This is a genomic window from Arthrobacter sp. Marseille-P9274, from assembly GCF_946892675.1.
Lineage (GTDB): Bacteria > Actinomycetota > Actinomycetes > Actinomycetales > Micrococcaceae > Crystallibacter.
This window is the reverse complement of the sequence record NZ_CAMPOV010000001.1, coordinates 2690956-2708858: the sequence shown is the minus strand read 5'-3', so window position 1 is coordinate 2708858 and position 17903 is coordinate 2690956. Positions and strand designations below refer to the sequence as shown.

Genomic DNA, 17903 nt, shown 5'->3' with positions numbered 1-17903 from the left:
GTCTACTATCTTCCCGGATATGGCTGCGGGTTGCGGCACGACCAGTGGCCGTGCCGCAACCCGCTGGGAGTCGCCTAACGAACTGGCTAGGCGTCGATGATGTTGTGCTCCGGGCCGAAGCCGAACTTGGTGATGTTCTCGACGCTGTCCTCGCCGATCACGAGGATGTCGTGTTCCCGGTAGCCGCCGGCACCCGGCTGGCCGTCGGCGACGGTAATCATCGGTTCCATCGAGACGACCATGCCCGGCTCGAGCACGGTGTCGATGTCCTCGCGCAGCTCCAGGCCGGCCTCGCGGCCGTAGTAGTGCGAGAGGACGCCGAAGGAGTGGCCGTAGCCGAACGTGCGGTTCGGGAGCAGTCCGTAGCCGATGTAGATCTCGTTGAGCTCGGCGGCGATGTCCTTGCAGACCGCGCCGGGCTTGATGAGTTCAAGGCCGCGGCGGTGCACCTCGACGTTGATGTTCCACAGGCGCAGGCTTTCCTCGTCCGGCTGGCCGAGGAACATCGTGCGCTCCAGGGCGGTGTAGTAGCCGGAAGTCATCGGGAAGCAGTTCAGGGACAGGATGTCGCCGCGCTGCAGCTTGCGGGTGGTGGCCCAGTTGTGGGCGCCGTCGGTGTTGATGCCGGACTGGAACCAGACCCAGGTGTCGCGGACCTCGCGGTGCGGGAAGGTCTTGGCGATCTCGTGCACCATGGCTTCGGTGCCGATGAGCGCTACCTCGTACTCGGTGATGCCCTCGCGGATCGCGGCCTTGATGGCCTCGCCGCCCAGGTCGCCGATGCGTGCACCGTGCTTGATGACCTCGATCTCCTCCGCGGACTTGATCATGCGCTGGCGCATGGCGTCCTGGGAGACGTCGAGCAGCTCGGCGCCGTCGAAGGCCGCCTGGATGCGCTGACGGGTCATCAGCGGCAGGGCGTCGTCCTCGACACCGAGGCGCTTGGCCGTGACGCCGCGCTGGCGCAGGGCTTCCTGGAGGCCGAAGTAGAAGTTGTCGCGCTTCCAGTCGGTGTAGACGATGTTCTCGCCGTAGCTGGTGCGCCACGGCATGCCGGCATCGATGTTCGCGGTGATCGTGACCGAGTCGTCGGCGGTGACGACCAGGGCGTAGTTGCGGCCGAACGTCGTGTACAGGAAGTCCGAGTAGTACTTGATGCCGTGGTAGCTGGTAAGGATCACCGCGTCGAGATCCTTCGCAGCCATGATCTGGCGCAGGCCGGCCAGGCGGCGCTCGAATTCAGTGTCCGAGAAAGTCAGCTTCTGCTTGGAGCCGTTGTGCAGGACCTTCAGGCGCTCGAGTTCGGAAACGCTGGTTGCCGCGGAGTTGGCGATGGTCATCGTCAGTCCCTTCTGGATGGGTTGGATTGCTGAGCGGAAGTCTTCAATGTTGCGTTTGCCGCAACGTTGTTGCACCAGAGTATGTGTGGTGCGATTCACTGTCAAGGGTTTTTTGTGGTGTTCGTCGCACTTTCTCCGATCGGTGCAACAGCGTTGCTTTTCACCCCCGGTGGTGGTCCCGGAAATGCACATCGGACGGCCCCCATGAGCAGGGACCGTCCGACAAGATGAACTGGCCTAGCGAGCGGACAGGCCGAATTCCGACGTCAGCGCAGTCGACATGGCGGCGCGGGCGCGCTTAAGCAGGGTGAAGCCTTTATCGGCCGTCGCGGCGGCCGCCGAGGACAGGCAGCCGGACTCCGGCGTCAGCTCAGGCCGGACCGGAAGCACGTCATAGTTCGGCATGACCGCCGGCGGAGCGTCGACCACCTGGGTCATGTCTACCTTTTCGGGGAACAGGTGGAGCATCAACGAGGTCTCGAGGACCCCGCCGTGCTCCAGGTCCCAGCCGGTGAAGCCTTCGGGATAGAGCTCGGCGATAGTGGCATCATCGATAAAGTCCCAGTAGGAGAGCAGGACGACCTTCATGTCCTCGATCCCGGCCAGCTGCAGCTCGCGCAGGGCAAGGTCAACACCCTCGTAGAGGAATTGGTAATTCTCGAAGTGGCCGTTGATGAAGGCGATCTGTCGGGCGCCATGGCGGGCAAACTCCAAGGTAAGGGTCTTGGCGATCGAGATGATCGTTGCTGCGTCCAGGCTCGTGGTTCCCGGCAGGTGGTTGCCGCCGCCGGAACGCTGCTGTGACTTGTAGCCATAGACCACCGGCGCGGCCACCAGCCCCTGCAGCTCTTCCGCCACCTGGCCGGCCATGGCCCGGGACAGCAGGACATCGACGTTCAGCGGCATGTGCGGGCCGTGCTGCTCGATGGAGCCCACCGGGATCAGGACCACGGTCTCTTTCCGGGCGACGGCCTTGCGGTAGCTGAAGGCGTCGAGGTCTTCCATGTAGACGCTGTGTCGCATCGTTGTTCCATTCTGTTTTGTCTGGATCTGGGTGAAGGATAGAAGGAATGCGCCGTCGGCGAGGGGTCCGCCGCAGTCACTGGTGCCGCAGCGGCATCCGGCTGGTTTCCTTGGACAGGGCAACGGCGACCAGGGATACGAGCGCGGCGGCCCCCAGGTACCATGCCGGGGCGAGGGCATTGCCACTCAGGGAGATGAGCAGGGTGGCGACGAAGGGAGCCGTCCCGCCAAAGAGCGCGTTGGAGAGGTTGAAGCTGACTGCGAAGCCGCTGTAGCGGATCTTCGTGGGGAACATTTCGGCCAGGAAGCTGGGCAGCGTGCCGTCGTTGAGGGTGAGCATGCCGCCCAGCAGGATCTGCACGAGCACGATGACCAGGAAGCTGCCGGTTTCCAGCAGCATGAAGGCCGGGACCGTCAGCGCCACGAAGAGCAGGGACGCGCTGATGAGCACCTTCTTCCGGCCGAAGCGGTCTGAGAGCATTCCGGTGCCGAAGATGAATCCGATGTAGGTCAGCAGCGCGATCGTCGTGGCGAGGTAGGACTCGGTTGCGCCCAGGCCCAGCTCCTCCGACAGGTAGGTGGGCATGTAGCTGAGGATGACATAGAAGCCCACGGCGTTGAGCAATACCGCGCCGACCGCCAGCAGCAACTGCCGCCAATAGTTGGCGAGCAGGCTCCGCACGGGCGCCTTTTCGGAGTGTTCCTCGACTTCCAGTTCACGGAACGCGGGGGTGTCTTCGAGCTTGGTGCGGATGTAGCGCCCGATCAGGCCCATGGGGGCGGCCAGCAGGAAAGGCAGGCGCCAGCCCCAGGAGTGCAATTGGTCCTCGGACAACAGTCCGGTCAGGCCGGCTGCCAGCAGCGAGCCCAGCAACAGGCCGGTGGCGGTGCTGGCCGGGACCACCGCCGCATAAAGTCCCCGGCGGTGTGGCGGTGCGTATTCGACCAGGAAGGCGGATGCACCGGCGTACTCGCCGGATGCGGAGAAGCCCTGCACGACGCGCACGACCAGCAGCAGCGTCGGCGCCCAGAGGCCGATGGTGCCGTAGCCCGGGATCAGCGCGATGCAGAACGTGGACAGGGACATGATCAGGATCGACAGCGACAGCGCGTTCTTTCGACCCACGCGGTCGCCGATATGCCCCCAAATAAACCCGCCCATGGGCCGTACCAGGAAGGAGATGGCGAAGAGGGCAAAGGTAGACAGCAGCGCTGTCTGGGGGTCGGCTTCGGGAAAGAACACGACGGCGATCGTGGCGGCCAGATAGCCGTAGACGGCGTAGTCGAACCACTCGACGAAGTTGCCGATGAAGCTGGCCGCGATGACGCGGCGGCGGACCTGCGGATCAACGCCCGGACCGCCATTGGCCCGGTGCTGTGAGGTAGAAGGGGCGGCGCTGATCGCCGGATTAATACGGTTTGTCATGGAGAGAACCACCAAATCGTCAGACGTTGCGACAAGTGCAACCTTGTTGCAGCAGATTAGAGTGTGGCTCTCGTCACTGTCAATGACTCCAGATGCCCGTGACGGGAATGGGCAGACTATTACCGCCGTGACCAAGGTGGCGACGACGGGAGGTGGAGGTGACGTTCTCTGCAACGGCGTCTCACGGAGCGCGACGCCGCCCTGCGGACCGCTTCTCCTGCCGGGAGCAGCCGGGCGTTCCTCGCCTTCGGGAGCGGCGGGGCGCTCCCGATGCTCAAAACCGCGGTGTCCTAGACGTCGGGCACGGCGCGGCTCTCGTGGGCCGACGGAAGCAGATACCGCTGGTGGATGCCGCGGCCGAAGATTGCATAGACGGCCGCGCTGGTCAGGCCGCCGGCAAGCCATGACAGGTCGAGCCCGTTGAGGGCGACGGCGACTGGTCCCTGCGTCGCGGGGAGCAAACCGTACATGAACAGCCAGGTGGCACAGATGCCGGCGAGCAGGGCCCCGATGCCTGCCCAGTTGACGACCGGAAGCCGCGGAGTGCCGATCGGGTCAAAGAGCCGCCCCGTGTCGGCCGGGCGCCGGCGGTCGATGTAGTAGTAGTGCACCAGCATGATGCCGCCCCAAGCAGCGACCCATGCAACGAGGCCGATGAGCCAGGAGTCCAGTATGGCGGCGAAGTCTTCCTGGTAGATGAAGAAGACGACGGCGACCAGTGCGAAAACACCGACGATGAGGTTCAGGGCCTGCCGCTTGGCTCGAACATCCAGCGCCTGGGTAGCGACCGAGAACGTATAAATGTTCAGGATGTTGGTCGCGATAGGACCGTGCAGGACCATCAGCAGCACCGGAATGGCCAGCGCGCCGTAGTTCTCCACGATCAGCTGGCCGGGGTCGATGCTCCCGCTCTTGGTAGCAAGGCTGGCGCCGAGGACGCCGAGCCAGACCACCGGGAGGAACTGGCCGAAGACGGAGGCAAAGTAGAGGCGTTTCCGTGGCACGGTGCGGGATACGAAGCGGGAATAGTCGGCAGCGTACGTAAACCAGGTGATGCCCCAGCCGATACCGATGGCCGTCATGACGGCGCTCATGGCGGCGATCCGCTCGGTTCCGGCGAGGATCTCGCCGGGAGGGCCCGCGTACGTCCAGTCGATGTCCATGCCGAACCAGGCAACCGCAGACATGGCCGAGAGGACCAGGATGGTGGGCGGGACGGTCCAGCGCTCGAAAGCGGCGATCGATTTGTATCCGAAGAAGGCGATGAGGACCTGGAGGGCCATCAGCCCCGCGGCGACCGCGATCTTCCATCCGTAGTTCGGCTGGTCGGGATCCACCCAGCCCAGCTTGCCGAACAGGGCCATCACCAGATCCAGGATGATCCACGTGTTGATGGCGCACCAGCCGATGCCGAGCGTCGCCTGGATGGCGGCCGGAAGGTAATTGCCCCGGCGGCCGAACGCTGCGCGGGCCAGGACCATGCCCGTCGCTCCCGTGCGCTGGCCAAGCAGGACGAAGAAGCCGAACAGGGCCATGCCGATGAGGTTGCCGAGGACCAGGACCGTGATGGTGTCGGCGAAGCCCAGGCCGAGATTGATGCCCAGCGCCCCCAGCACCCAATTGATCGGGGCGAGGTTGGCGCCGGCCCAAATCCAGAACTGGCCCGACACTCTGGAAGTGCGGGAGTCCTCGGGGATGGGTTGCAGTTGCTGTTCGATGTCCGTGCTGACTGCGGCATCTGTGGCCGAATGGTCCTGGGGCATTGCATCCTCCTGGTCCGTGACGTATCAGCAACGATAAGTGATTCGCCTCACACAGGCCACAGAAGGAAGTCTGTATTTTGTTACAGCACTTTGCGGATGGTCTCCTCGAAACTGGTGATGTGCTCCAGTGCGAGGTCCGCCGCCCGGTCCGCGTCGCCGTCGACAATGGCTTCCAGCAGTTGGACATGCTCGGTGATGTGGCCGGTGACCGAGGGCACCTTATCCAGGACCAGGCACCAGATGCGGGTGGCCAGGTTGTCGAGGCGGATGAGGGTTTCCTCCAGATGCGGGTTTCCGGCCGCGTGGTAAATGCTGCGGTGCACGCTCAGGTCGTAGCGCATCAGGTCCGAGGCCCTGTCGATGCCCTGCTCGTCGAGGCGCTGGATGTCCTCTGCCAAAACGGACAGCTCCTGCCGCATCGCGGTGTTGGCGCTGTGTGCCGCCTTTCGGGCGGCCATCGGCTCGAGGACGCGGCGCAGTTCCGAGACGTCGGCCAGGGCGGTGATATCCACGATGGTGGCGAAGGTGCCGCGGCGCGGATACGAGACGACGAGGTGGTCCAGCTCCAACCGCTTCAGCGCTTCGCGGACGGGGGTGCGTCCAATGCCCAGGGCTGCCGCGAGCTGGCCGTCGTTGATGGGTTCGCCGGGCCGGATGTCCAGCATGATCAGCCGGTCCCGCAAGCCGCGGTACGCGCGCTCGGCGAGCGATAGGGCCGCGTCAGTTGCCTCTGCCGCAGCGGCGGTTACGCTCATGATTTGCTCCTCGGGTGCTGTCCGGCTGTCTGCTTCGGAGTCACATTTTATTGCTATTGACTCGTTGTGATCCACAGCATACCATTTCAAACATCACTGATATATCAGTCGAACATAAGTTTTTTCAGTTCTTAGAGGAGAGGCCGGATCGTGACGAATCTGTCAACTACCTTGGCCGCGGCGGACCCCGAGGTCGCAGCCGCTATCGGACGCGAGCTTGAGCGCCAGCAGTCCACGCTGGAGATGATCGCTTCAGAAAACTTTGCGCCGAGCGCCGTGATGGAAGCCCAGGGCTCCGTCCTGACCAACAAATATGCCGAGGGATACCCGGGCCGGCGGTACTACGGCGGCTGCGAGCACGTTGATGTGATCGAGCAGCTGGCCATCGACCGGGTGAAGGCGCTCTTCGGCGCGGAGGCCGCCAACGTGCAGCCGCACTCGGGCGCCCAGGCAAACGCCGCCGCGATGTTCGCGCTGCTGAACCCCGGCGACACGATCCTCGGCCTGGACCTGGCCCACGGCGGCCACCTGACGCACGGCATGAAGATCAACTTCTCCGGCAAGCTCTACAACGTGGTGTCCTACGGCGTTTCCGAGCAGGACCACAGCATCGACATGGCCGAGGTCGAGCGGCTCGCCGTGGAAAACCAGCCCAAGCTGATCGTGGCCGGCTGGTCCGCCTACACCCGCCAGCTCGACTTTGCCGAGTTCCGTCGGATCGCGGACAAGGTCGGCGCCTACCTGATGGTGGACATGGCCCACTTCGCCGGCCTGGTGGCCGCGGGGCTGCACCCGAACCCGGTGCCGTTTGCCGACGTCGTTACTACCACTACCCACAAGACCCTCGGCGGCCCGCGCGGCGGCGTCATCCTCTCCAAGCAGGAGCTGGCCAAGAAGATCAACTCGGCTGTCTTCCCCGGGCAGCAGGGCGGACCGCTGGAGCATGTGATCGCGGCCAAAGCCGTCGCGTTCAAGTTCGCCGCCTCCGAGGACTTCAAGCAGCGCCAGCAGCGCACCCTGGAAGGAGCCCGGATCCTCGCGGACCGGCTGCTGCAGGACGACGTCGCTGACACCGGGATCAGCCTGGTCAACGGCGGCACGGACGTGCACCTGGTGCTCGTGGACCTGCGCCACTCCGAGCTGGACGGCCAGCAGGCCGAGGACAGGCTCCACCGGGTCGGCATCACGGTCAACCGCAACGCCGTCCCCTTCGACCCGCGCCCGCCGATGGTTTCCTCCGGTCTGCGGATCGGCACCCCGGCGCTGGCCACGCGCGGCTTTGGCGCCGCGGAGTTCGCCGAGGTCGCCGACATTATCGCCACGGCCCTGACGCACGAGCTGACCGAGGAGCTCGCCAGCGAGCTGCGCGGGCGGGTTGGCGTCCTGGCCGACAAGTTCCCCCTGTACCCGAACCTGAACGGAGCCGAGTAATGGCTGATCTGTTGCCTGAGCATCCGGATTTCCTCTGGCGGAACCCAGAGCCGAAGTCTTCCTACGACGCCGTGATCGTCGGCGGCGGCGGCCACGGCCTCGCCACCGCCTACTACCTGGCCAAGAACCACGGGATGAAGAACATCGCCATCCTGGAGCGCGGTTGGCTGGCCGGCGGGAACATGGCCCGCAACACCACGATCATCCGTTCCAACTATCTTTGGGACGAGTCCGCCGCCATCTACGAGCACTCCCTCAAGCTCTGGGAGCAGCTGCCCGAGGAACTCGAGTACGACTTCCTGTTCAGCCAGCGCGGCGTGCTCAACCTGGCCCACACGCTGGGTGACGTCCGCGAGTCGGTCCGCCGGGTCGAGGCGAACAAGCTCAACGGGGTGGACGCGGAATGGCTGACCCCTGAGCAGGTCAAGGAAGTCTGCCCGATCGTCAACATCGGCGACGACATCCGCTACCCGGTCATGGGCGCGACTTACCAGCCGCGCGCCGGTATCGCCAAGCACGACCACGTCGCCTGGGCCTTTGCCCGCAAGTGCGACGAGATGGGCGTGGACATCATCCAGAACTGCGAGGTGACGGGCTTCATCAAGGACGGCAACCGCGTTGTCGGCGTCGAAACCTCCCGCGGCCGGATCCTCACGGACAAGGTCGGCCTGGCCGCCGCCGGCCACTCCAGCGTGCTGGCCGAGCTCGCCGGCTTCCGCCTGCCGATCTCGTCCCACCCGCTGCAGGCCCTGGTTTCGGAGTTGTTCGAGCCGGTCCACCCGACGGTGGTCATGTCCAACCACGTGCACGTCTACGTCTCCCAGGCGCACAAGGGCGAACTGGTCATGGGCGCGGGCATCGACAGCTACAACGGTTACGGCCAGCGCGGCGCCTTCCACGTGATCGAGGAGCAGATGGCCGCCGCCGTCGAACTCTTCCCGATCTTCGCCCGGGCGCACCTGCTGCGCACGTGGGGCGGCATCGTGGACACCACCCTGGACGCCTCACCGATCGTGAGCACGACGCCGGTCGACGGTGTGTTCGTCAACTGCGGTTGGGGGACCGGCGGCTTCAAGGGCACCCCGGGCGCCGGCTACACCTTCGCGCACACCATCGCCACCGGTGAAGCACACGCGCTGAACGCCCCGTTCGCGCTGGACCGCTTCGAGACCGGCCACCTGATCGACGAGCACGGCGCCGCCGCCGTCGCCCACTAAGACGTAAGGATTCCTCACCATGATCCTCATTGAATGCCCCAACTGCGGCCCGCGGGACGAGACCGAGTACCACTACGGCGGCCAGGCCCACGTGGCCTACCCCGAGGACCCGAGCCAGCTGACCGACAAGGAATGGGCCGAGTACCTGTTCTACCGCGACAACCCCAAGGGCCTGTTCGCCGAGCGCTGGGTCCACAGCGGTGGCTGCCGCCGCTGGTTCAACGCCGTGCGCGACACCGTCACCTACGAATTCAAGGCCGTTTACCGCAGCGGCGAACCCCGCCCGGACCTGGCCTCCCTGCGCCAGGCAGAGAACAACAAGGAAGGAGCCGCGAAGTGAGCACCACACAGTCCCACCGCCTGGCCGAAGGCGGCCGTATCGACCGCGGCGCCGAGCTGACCTTCACCGTGGACGGCAAGTCCTACGCCGGCTACCAAGGCGACACCGTGGCCAGCGCCCTGCTCGCCAACGGGGTGCTGCGCTGCGGCAACTCGATGTACCTGGGCCGCCCGCGCGGCATCATGAGCGCCGGCGTCGAGGAGACCAACGCGCTGATCCACGTCTCCGCGTCCGGACCGGCCAACCCGGTCGACGAGTCCATGCTGACCGCCACCACGGTTGCGCTGCGCGAGGGCCTGAACGCCCGCTTCCTCTCCGGCCTGGGCACTCTGGACCCCCGCGATGACACCGCACGGTACGACAAGAAGTACGTGCACGCCGACGTCGTCGTCGTTGGTTCCGGCCCGGCCGGACTGGCCGGGGCCCGCGAGGCTGTCCGCGGCGGAGCCCGCGTCATCCTGATCGAACAGGATGCCGAGTTCGGCGGCTCGCTGCTGGCCCAGCCGCAGGCCCTGATCGAGGGCAAGCCCGCGCAGGAGTGGACTGCCGAGGTGCTGGCCGAACTGGCCGCCGCCGAGGACTGCACGCTGCTGAAGCGCACCGTGGCTTTCGGTTCCTACGACTCCAACTACCTGCTGGCCAACCAGAACCGCACCGGCCATGCCGGCGAGGCGCCGGAAGGCGTCTCCCGCAGCCGGCTCTGGCACATCCGGGCCGCGCAGGTCGTCCTCGCCCCGGGCGCGCTGGAGCGGCCGATCACCTTCGAGAACAACGACCGGCCGGGAGTCATGCTCGCCGGCGCGGTGCGCACCTACGTCAACCGCTACGCAGTGGCACCGGGCCGCAACGTGGTCTTCTTCACCACCAATGACAGCGTCTACGACGCGGTGGAGGACCTGGCCGCCGCCGGCGTGCAGGTTGCCGCCGTCGTCGACGCCCGCGCCGAGCTGTCCGCCCGGGCCGCGGCGGTCCGCGACGCCGGCATAGAGGTCATCACCGGGTCCGCCGTGGTGGACACGGAAGGGGCCGAGCGTATTTCCGCCGTCAGCGTCAGCGCCATCGACGATGCCGGCACCCCGACCGGCGAAGTCCGCCGCATCGAAACCGACCTGCTGGCCGTCTCCGGCGGCTGGACCCCGACCATCCACCTGCACAGCCAGCGCCAGGGCAAGTCCCGCTGGGATGACGCCCTCGCCGCCTTCGTGCCGGTGGCCCCGGTGGCCAACCAGCACGTGGCGGGTGCGTTGAACGGCACTTACGACACGGACAGCTGCGTGCTCGAGGGCCTCGTGGCCGGGCGCACCGCAGCAAAGGCCTCGGGCTTCCCGGTCTCCGGGGACACCGTCGTCGCGCCGTCCGAGGAAGTCCGCCGCGCCGCCGCGGGCGTGTTCCGCCAGCTGTGGCTGGTGCCGGGAACCGGCCAGGACTTCTCCGCCCACTTCGTGGACCTGCACCGCGACCAGAGCGTGAAGGACGTGCTGCGCGCCACCGGCGCCGGCATGCGCAGCGTGGAGCATGTGAAGCGCTACACCTCCATCTCGACCGGCGACGAGCAGGGCAAGACGTCGGGCGTGAACGTGATCGGCGTGATCGGGCACGCGCTCAAGAGCGGCGACATCGGAGGGATCGGCACCACGACGTACCGCGCCCCCTACACCCCGGTGGCTTTCGCCGCCGTGGCCGGCCGCAAGCGCGGCGAGCTGTTCGACCCGGCCCGCATCACCTCGATCCACCCGTGGCATGTAGCCCAGGGCGCCCTGTTCGAGGACGTCGGGCAGTGGAAGCGGCCTTGGTACTTCCCGAAGCCGGGCGAGGACATGGACACCGCGGTGCTGCGCGAATGCGCCGCCGTCCGCGATTCCGTCGGGTTCATGGACGCCACCACGCTGGGCAAGATCGAGATCCGCGGCAAGGATGCGGCGGAGTTCCTGAACCGCATCTACACCAACGGCTACACGAAGCTGAAGGTCGGGATGTGCCGCTACGGCGTCATGTGCACTCCGGACGGCATGGTCTTCGACGACGGCACCGTGATGCGGCTGGCCGAGGACCACTTCCTGCTCACCACCACCACCGGCGGCGCCGCAAAGGTCCTGGACTGGTTCGAGGAATGGCTGCAGACCGAGTGGCCTGAGCTGGACGTCGTGGCCACCTCGGTGACCGAGCAGTGGTCCACCGTGGCCGTCGTCGGACCGAAGTCCCGCGCCGTCGTCGCCAAGCTGGCACCGGGACTGGACGTCACCAACGAGGCGTTCCCGTTCATGGCCTTCCGCGACACCACGCTGGCCTCCGGGGTTCCGGCCCGGATCGCCCGGGTGTCCTTCTCGGGTGAACTGGCGTACGAAATCAACGTGCCCGCCTGGTTCGGACTGCATGTCTGGGAGTCGGTGGCGGAGGCCGGGGCCGAGTTCAACATCACCCCGTACGGCACCGAGACCATGCACGTGCTGCGCGCCGAAAAGGGCTTCATCATCGTCGGCCAGGATACGGACGGCACGGTGACCCCGCAGGACGCCAACATGGAGTGGATCGTCTCCAAGGCCAAGGACTTCGTGGGCAAGCGCTCCTACTCGCGCACCGACAACGTCCGCGAGGACCGCAAGCAGCTGGTCGGCGTGCTGCCGGTCGACAAGTCCTTCCGGCTGCCGGAAGGGGCCCAGCTGGTCAACCAGGGCACCCGGATCGCCCCGGCCGAAGCATCGGTGCCGATGGAGGGCCACGTGACCTCCAGCTACCACAGCGCCGCGCTGGGCCGGTCCTTCGGGCTGGCCCTGGTCAAGAACGGCCGCAACCGCATCGGAGAGACGCTGCAGGCCCCGCTGGACGGGAAGCTCGTGGACGTCGTCATCGCAGAACCCGTACTTTTCGACCCCGAAGGGAGCCGTCGTGATGGCTGAACAGGTAATGACCGACATTTCCCAGCTGCGCCGCAGCCCGCTGGCCCATCTGGAAGACGTCCTCCGCGAGGGGACCGTCGCCGGCGAACGCGGTGTGGAACTGCGTGAGATTCCGTTCCTGACGCAGGTCGGCCTGCGCGCGGAGCCGGGCTCCGCCGCAGCCAAGGCGCTGGAGACCGCGGCCGGCGTGCCCCTGCCGACCAAGGTGGGGGAGACCACGGGCGATAACAACGGCAGCGGCGGCATCGCGGTGCTCTGGCTGGGACCGGACGAGTACCTGCTGGTCGCACCGGAGGGCTCCGACGCCGTGGCCAAGCTGACCGCGGCCCTCGGCCGCGAGCCGGGCGCCGTCGTCGACCTCTCCGCCAACCGCACCACGCTGGAACTGAGCGGACCCTCGGCCCGCAAGGTCCTGGAAACGGGGTGCCCGGCGGACCTGCACCCGCGGGTCTTCGGCCCCGGCACCGCCGTGACCACCACCATCGGACTTGTCCCGGTGCTGCTCTGGCAGACCGCGGAGGAAGGCGGCTCGCAGACCTACCGGATCCTGCCGCGGGCGTCCTTCGCGGACTTCGCAGCGCGCTGGATCCTGGATGCGATGACGGAGTTCGCCGGGCCCGAGGTCGACTGATGGCACTCAGTGCCCTTGACCTGTTCTCCGTCGGCATCGGCCCCTCCTCCTCCCACACGGTGGGGCCGATGCGTGCGGCCCGGCAGTTCACTGCCGGGCTGGAGCGGGACGGCGAGCTGCAGTCCGTGGCGCGCGTGCGGGCCGAACTCTTCGGTTCGCTCGGCGCCACGGGCTGGGGCCACGGCTCCGACAAGGCCGTGATCCTCGGACTTCAGGGCGAAGACCCAGAGACCGTGGACACGGACACCGCGGATGCGCGGGTCAAGGAAACGGTGGGGGGCCGCAAGCTGCTGCTGGCGGGCACCCACCCCGTGGAGTTCGACGGCGACGCGGACGTGATCCTGCACCGGCGGCGTTCGCTGCCGGCCCACCCGAACGGAATGACCTTCTTCGCCTACGACGACGGCGGTGTCCTGCTGCGCGAGCGGACCTACTATTCCGTGGGCGGCGGCTTCGTGGTCGACGAGGACGCCGCCGGGGCGGACCGGGTGGTGCAGGACGAGACGCCGCTGCCGTACCCGTTCACCACGGGGAAGCAGTTGCTCGAGCATTGCCGCCGCGAGGGCAAGTCCATCGCGCAGATCATGCTGGCCAATGAGCTGTCCTGGCGCAGCGAGGAGGAGCTGCGCTCGCGGCTGCTGCACATTTGGTCGGTCATGCAGGAATGCGTGGAAAACGGCTGTACCCGCACCGAGGAAAGGCTGCCCGGGGGACTGAAGGTCCGCCGTCGTGCCCCCGGCCTGCGGACCAAGCTCCGCCAGGCGGAAGCCGCGGTCGCCACCAGCGGCGCGGCGCAGTCGGACCCCCTGTGGGCGATGGAGTGGGTGAACCTCTACGCGCTGGCCGTGAACGAGGAGAACGCTTCGGGCGGCCGGATTGTCACCGCACCCACCAACGGGGCGGCGGGCATCATTCCGGCGGTGCTGCACTACTACACGCGCTTTGTTCCGGGCGCCAACGACGACGGCGTGGTGGACTTCCTGCTCACGGCGGCGGCGGTGGGAATCCTGTTCAAGGAGAACGCCTCCATCTCGGGTGCCGAGGTGGGCTGCCAGGGCGAAGTCGGCTCGGCCTGTTCCATGGCCGCGGGTGCGCTGTGCGCGGTCACGGGCGGAACCCCGGAGCAGGTAGAGAACGCGGCGGAGGTCGGGATCGAGCACAACCTCGGCCTGACCTGCGACCCGGTGGGCGGGTTGGTGCAGATTCCGTGCATCGAACGGAACGCCATTGCCAGTGTGAAAGCCATCAATGCGGCACGGCTGGCACTGCAGGGGGACGGCGAACACAAAGTGTCGCTGGACCAGGCGATCAAGACGATGCGCGAGACTGGCAAAGACATGAAAATCAAATACAAGGAGACGTCCCGTGGTGGCCTTGCCGTCAACGTTATCGAATGCTGAACTGAACAGCGTGAAAACTCCCAATAACCCCAACGAACTGGTCCTGACCCTCGATTGTCCCGAGGGGGCCGGCATCGTCAACGCGGTCAGTGCCGTCCTGCTCGAGCACGGGTGCACGATCGTTGAACTCAAGCAGTTCGACGACCGCCGCTGGGGCCACTTCTTCATGCGGGTCCACGTGGCGTCCGCATCCGGCGAGCCGCTCGACGAGGAAGCCCTGCGGCGGGACTTCGTGCCCGTGGCCGAACAGTTCAAGATGAACTGGCAGCTCGGCCAGCACGGGGCCAAGAAGCGTGTGATGGTCATGGTCTCCAAGTTCGGGCACTGCCTGAACGACCTGCTCTACCGTGCCCGCACCGGGGAACTGCCGGTCGACATCGTCGCCGTCGTGTCCAACCACCTGGATCACCAGCGGCTCGTGGAATGGCACGGCATCCCGTTCTTCCACATCCCGGTCACCAAGGAGACCAAGCCTGAGGCCGAGGCGAAGCTGCTGGAACTCGTGGACAGGTTCGAGGTTGAACTGGTGGTGCTCGCGCGCTACATGCAGGTGCTGAGCGACCAGCTCGCCACCCGCATGGCCGGCCGCGTCATCAACATCCACCACTCCTTCCTGCCCAGCTTCAAGGGCGCCAAGCCGTACCACCAGGCGTACGAGAAGGGCGTGAAGACCGTCGGCGCGACCGCGCACTACGTCAACGCCGAGCTGGACGAGGGCCCGATCATCGCCCAGCAGGTGGTCGCCGTTGACCACACCTTCGGGCCCGAGGACCTCGTCGCCGCGGGTCGCGACACCGAATGCAAGGCGCTCTCCGACGCCGTGAAGTGGCACTGCGAAGGCCGCGTCATCCTGCACGGCAACCGGACCGTGGTCCTGCGGTAGGACAACGCATCTCCCGGCGGATCTCCCGCCTAGGTCCGTCTGGCGGCGGCCACCCACAAGGTGGCCGCCGCCGTCGTTAACCCACCCTCCCGGACCGCGGGTCCTGCTCCTCCCGCGCGCTCCCGGGCCGTGCACCTTTCTCCTTCTGCGCCCTCCCCGGACGGCGCACCTTCTCCTTCCGCCCCGAAATGAAATCCTGCTCGCGTTCTGAACCGTCGGCAGAATCCCAATTCGCAGCAAAACGTCCCCGGCCTTCGCTCCGCTTTGGTTCTCCCGCTCCGGTTCGAGCTGGAGCCAAGTGACCAAAGCGGAGCGGACTCACGGGGCTGCACCGGAAACGCGCGGGATCGCACGGATCGCGTGGGATCGCGTGGGTGGCACGGATCGAGTGGGACCGCACGGATCACGGCGCCCGGCACGGGGCTGCGCGGCGGCCTCTAACCGATGTGATTTCTTGCACTTATGTAAGTTTGCACTTGTGAAAAATTTGCCTTCCTGACAATATAGTTCGGTGAGTCAACCAATTTCCCTGCGTGAACGGAAGCGTGCCGAGACCTGGTCCGCGTTGCACGCCGCCGCCTCGGCAACCGCGCTCGAGAAGGGGCTGGAGCACGTGGGGGTCGAGGCCGTTGCGGCTGCCGCCGGTGTCTCCACCCGCACGTTCTTCAACTACTTCCAGTGCAAGGAAGATGCTGTCCTCGGGCTGCAGGAGCCGTCCGTGGACGATTCGATGCTGGCTAGCTTCAACGTGGAGGGCGAGCTGCTGGAACAGGTCAGCCACCTGATGCTGAGTGTGCTCCAGTCCATCCAGGGCGGTGCCTCCGGCGAAAACCGGCATGCGATCCTGCACAAGTACCCGCATCTGGCGCACCGGCGGTTCCAGTACGTCGTCAAGGTGGAGCAGCTCGTTACGGGGATCGTCACGGAGCAGCTCGCCTCGTCGCAGCGCTGGGCCAGCCGCCGGGACGAGCCCTACAGCGTCGAGGACGTAGCCAAGACCATCGTGATGGTGGCCGGCGCCGGACTGCGCAACGTTATGCAAAAGACCATTTCCCGTCCCACCCGCGAATCCCAGTTCGATGCCCTTGATGAGGGGCTTCAGCTGATGCGATCGGTCCTGAAGGAACTTCTATGACAACATCCCCCAACGCCACCGGGACCAAGCACGGCAACCTAGCGCTGGTCTTCGTGGCCCTGGTGCTGGCCATGCTGCTGGCCTCGCTGAACCAGACCATCCTGGGCACGGCCCTGCCGACCATCGTCGGCGAACTCAACGGCGCCACGCTGATGCTCTGGGTGATCACCGCTTTCATCCTGGCGTCCACGGTCATGATGCCCATTTACGGCAAGCTCGGCGACCTGATGGGGCGCAAGTGGCTCCTCGTCGGCGCCATCTCGATCTTCCTGGTCGGCTCGGTCATGGGCGCGCTGGCCCCGGACATGGGCTGGCTGATCGCGGCCCGCGTGGTGCAGGGCCTGGGCGGCGGCGGGCTGATGATCCTGTCGCAGGCCATCATTGCCGACGTCGTTCCCGCCCGGGAGCGCGGAAAGTACATGGGCGCGATGGGCGGCGTCTTCGCCTTCTCCTCGGTCGTCGGCCCGCTGATCGGCGGCTGGCTGACGGAGGGGCCGGGATGGCGTTGGGCCTTCTGGTTCAACGTGCCCCTCGGCGTGCTGGCCCTGTTCGGCGCCATATACTTCCTGAAGTCGCCCGCGCGGCGGGGCCGTCCGACGCTCGACGTCTGGGGCATGGTCCTGGTGGCGGTGGCGACGACCGGGCTGGTGCTGATCAGCAGCTGGGGCGGCAGCACCCTGGAGTGGAATGACCCCGAGATGCTCGCCCTGATCGCCGCGACCGTGCTGGCCGCAGTCGGTTTCGTCATGGTGGAGCGGCGGACGGCCGAGCCGATCATCCCGATGGAGCTGTTCAAGGACCGGAACTTCAACTTGGCGACGATCTCCGGCCTGCTCGTCTCCGTGGCCATGTTCGGCGCGATCGGCTATATGCCGACCTACCTGCAGATGGCTACCGGTGCCTCGGCGACCGAAGCCGGCCTGCTGATGATCCCGATGATGGCCGCGCTGCTGGGCGCCTCGGTGACCTCCGGGTCACTGGTGTCGAAGACCGGCCGCTACAAGTGGATGCCGATCGCCGGCACCATCATCGTGGCCGGCGCCCTGCTCCTGATGGGAACCGTGCACGCGGAAACCGCCGTGTGGCACATCTGTCTCAACCTCGGCATACTGGGCCTCGGCCTGGGCCTGAACATGCAGATCCTGGTGCTGATCGTGCAGAACTCCTTCCCGCTGCGGCAGGTGGGAACCGCGACGGCGGCCAACAACTTCTTCCGCCAGATTGGCGCCACACTGGGGTCGGCCGTGGTCGGCAGCCTGTTTGCGCACCGCCTGGTGGACCTGCTCACCGAGCGGCTGCCCGCGGCGGGCTCCGGGAGCGCGGGCGGCGCGAACTCGCTGACGCCGGAACTGGTCCACGGCCTGCCGGACCCCGTGCGCAGCCTCGTGGTCGAGTCCTACAACGGTGCGCTGATGCCGCTGTTCGCCTACATGGTACCGCTCGTGCTGATCGCCACCGTGCTGTGCTGCTTCGTCAAGGAGAAGCCGCTGGCCACCTCGCTGGAGCCGGACGTGATACCGGAGGCGCTCTCCGAGGGCAACGTGCTGATCAACTCGGATGAACCCAGCCGCCGCTAACCGAAGGACTACTGCAACACCGAGCCCACCGGCCGGGCACCCGCGAGGGGCGCTCAGCCGGTGGGCTCGTCCATAGCCGGATCCG

General features: G+C 66.6%; 14 protein-coding genes. 9 read left to right on the top strand and 5 right to left on the bottom strand.

Annotated elements, in window-relative coordinates:
* Positions 1–86 precede the first annotated feature (86 nt).
* The 5 genes from OC550_RS12550 to OC550_RS12530 form a co-directional block, all read right to left on the bottom strand.
* The gene (locus tag OC550_RS12550; RefSeq protein ID WP_262106096.1) at positions 87–1340 is read right to left on the bottom strand and encodes an aminopeptidase P family protein; all 1254 of its coding nucleotides are present in this window, start codon (positions 1338–1340) and stop codon (positions 87–89) included.
* Positions 1341–1577: 237 nt separating this feature from the next.
* A complete protein-coding gene (locus tag OC550_RS12545) occupies positions 1578–2363 on the bottom strand; it encodes a creatininase (protein WP_262106095.1) in 786 nt (261 codons plus the stop codon).
* Between the two features lie 76 nt (positions 2364–2439).
* Positions 2440–3789, bottom strand: a complete 1350-nt coding sequence (locus OC550_RS12540) for an MFS transporter (protein WP_262106094.1) — start codon at positions 3787–3789, stop codon at positions 2440–2442.
* A 290-nt stretch (positions 3790–4079) separates the two neighbouring features.
* The gene (locus OC550_RS12535) at positions 4080–5552 is read right to left on the bottom strand and encodes a cytosine permease (protein WP_262106093.1); all 1473 of its coding nucleotides are present in this window, start codon (positions 5550–5552) and stop codon (positions 4080–4082) included.
* A gap of 80 nt (positions 5553–5632) precedes the next feature.
* On the bottom strand, positions 5633–6307 hold the full coding sequence (locus tag OC550_RS12530) for a GntR family transcriptional regulator (protein ID WP_262106092.1): 675 nt from the start codon (positions 6305–6307) through the stop codon (positions 5633–5635).
* A gap of 147 nt (positions 6308–6454) precedes the next feature.
* Between OC550_RS12530 and glyA the strand changes: the two genes are divergently transcribed.
* From glyA to OC550_RS12485, 9 genes are all read left to right on the top strand, one after another.
* The gene (gene glyA, locus OC550_RS12525; RefSeq protein WP_306556932.1) at positions 6455–7738 is read left to right on the top strand and encodes a serine hydroxymethyltransferase; all 1284 of its coding nucleotides are present in this window, start codon (positions 6455–6457) and stop codon (positions 7736–7738) included.
* Entirely contained in the window at positions 7738–8955 is a 1218-nt protein-coding gene (locus tag OC550_RS12520; protein WP_262106091.1) for a sarcosine oxidase subunit beta family protein, read from the top strand. Before glyA ends, OC550_RS12520 begins: the two co-directional genes overlap by 1 nt.
* Positions 8956–8974: 19 nt before the next feature.
* On the top strand, positions 8975–9295 hold the full coding sequence (locus OC550_RS12515) for a sarcosine oxidase subunit delta (RefSeq protein ID WP_262106090.1): 321 nt from the start codon (positions 8975–8977) through the stop codon (positions 9293–9295).
* The gene (locus tag OC550_RS12510; RefSeq protein ID WP_262106089.1) at positions 9292–12192 is read left to right on the top strand and encodes a sarcosine oxidase subunit alpha family protein; all 2901 of its coding nucleotides are present in this window, start codon (positions 9292–9294) and stop codon (positions 12190–12192) included. The genes OC550_RS12515 and OC550_RS12510 overlap by 4 nt, the downstream gene beginning before the upstream one ends.
* Positions 12185–12823 (top strand): sarcosine oxidase subunit gamma, encoded by a 639-nt coding sequence (locus OC550_RS12505; protein ID WP_262106088.1) that lies wholly within the window; start codon positions 12185–12187, stop codon positions 12821–12823. The genes OC550_RS12510 and OC550_RS12505 overlap by 8 nt, the downstream gene beginning before the upstream one ends.
* Complete coding sequence (locus OC550_RS12500; RefSeq protein ID WP_262106087.1) at positions 12823–14223, top strand: L-serine ammonia-lyase; 1401 nt, start codon at positions 12823–12825, stop codon at positions 14221–14223. The genes OC550_RS12505 and OC550_RS12500 overlap by 1 nt, the downstream gene beginning before the upstream one ends.
* Before the next feature lie 10 nt (positions 14224–14233).
* On the top strand, positions 14234–15106 hold the full coding sequence (purU, locus tag OC550_RS12495; RefSeq protein ID WP_262106086.1) for a formyltetrahydrofolate deformylase: 873 nt from the start codon (positions 14234–14236) through the stop codon (positions 15104–15106).
* 511 nt (positions 15107–15617) lie between these two features.
* Positions 15618–16241, top strand: a complete 624-nt coding sequence (locus tag OC550_RS12490) for a TetR family transcriptional regulator (RefSeq protein WP_262106085.1) — start codon at positions 15618–15620, stop codon at positions 16239–16241.
* Complete coding sequence (locus tag OC550_RS12485) at positions 16238–17818, top strand: MDR family MFS transporter (protein WP_262106084.1); 1581 nt, start codon at positions 16238–16240, stop codon at positions 17816–17818. The genes OC550_RS12490 and OC550_RS12485 overlap by 4 nt, the downstream gene beginning before the upstream one ends.
* Positions 17819–17903 lie beyond the last annotated feature (85 nt).

Coding starts and splice junctions, on each gene's coding strand:
- OC550_RS12530 (WP_262106092.1), bottom strand. CDS start 6,307: ATGAGCGTAACCGCCGCTGCGGCAGAGGCAACTGACGCGGCCCTATCG.
- OC550_RS12515 (WP_262106090.1), top strand. CDS start 8,975: ATGATCCTCATTGAATGCCCCAACTGCGGCCCGCGGGACGAGACCGAG.
- OC550_RS12550 (WP_262106096.1), bottom strand. CDS start 1,340: ATGACCATCGCCAACTCCGCGGCAACCAGCGTTTCCGAACTCGAGCGC.
- OC550_RS12540 (WP_262106094.1), bottom strand. CDS start 3,789: ATGACAAACCGTATTAATCCGGCGATCAGCGCCGCCCCTTCTACCTCA.
- OC550_RS12505 (WP_262106088.1), top strand. CDS start 12,185: ATGGCTGAACAGGTAATGACCGACATTTCCCAGCTGCGCCGCAGCCCG.
- OC550_RS12535 (WP_262106093.1), bottom strand. CDS start 5,552: ATGCCCCAGGACCATTCGGCCACAGATGCCGCAGTCAGCACGGACATC.
- OC550_RS12485 (WP_262106084.1), top strand. CDS start 16,238: ATGACAACATCCCCCAACGCCACCGGGACCAAGCACGGCAACCTAGCG.
- OC550_RS12520 (WP_262106091.1), top strand. CDS start 7,738: ATGGCTGATCTGTTGCCTGAGCATCCGGATTTCCTCTGGCGGAACCCA.
- OC550_RS12545 (WP_262106095.1), bottom strand. CDS start 2,363: ATGCGACACAGCGTCTACATGGAAGACCTCGACGCCTTCAGCTACCGC.
- OC550_RS12500 (WP_262106087.1), top strand. CDS start 12,823: ATGGCACTCAGTGCCCTTGACCTGTTCTCCGTCGGCATCGGCCCCTCC.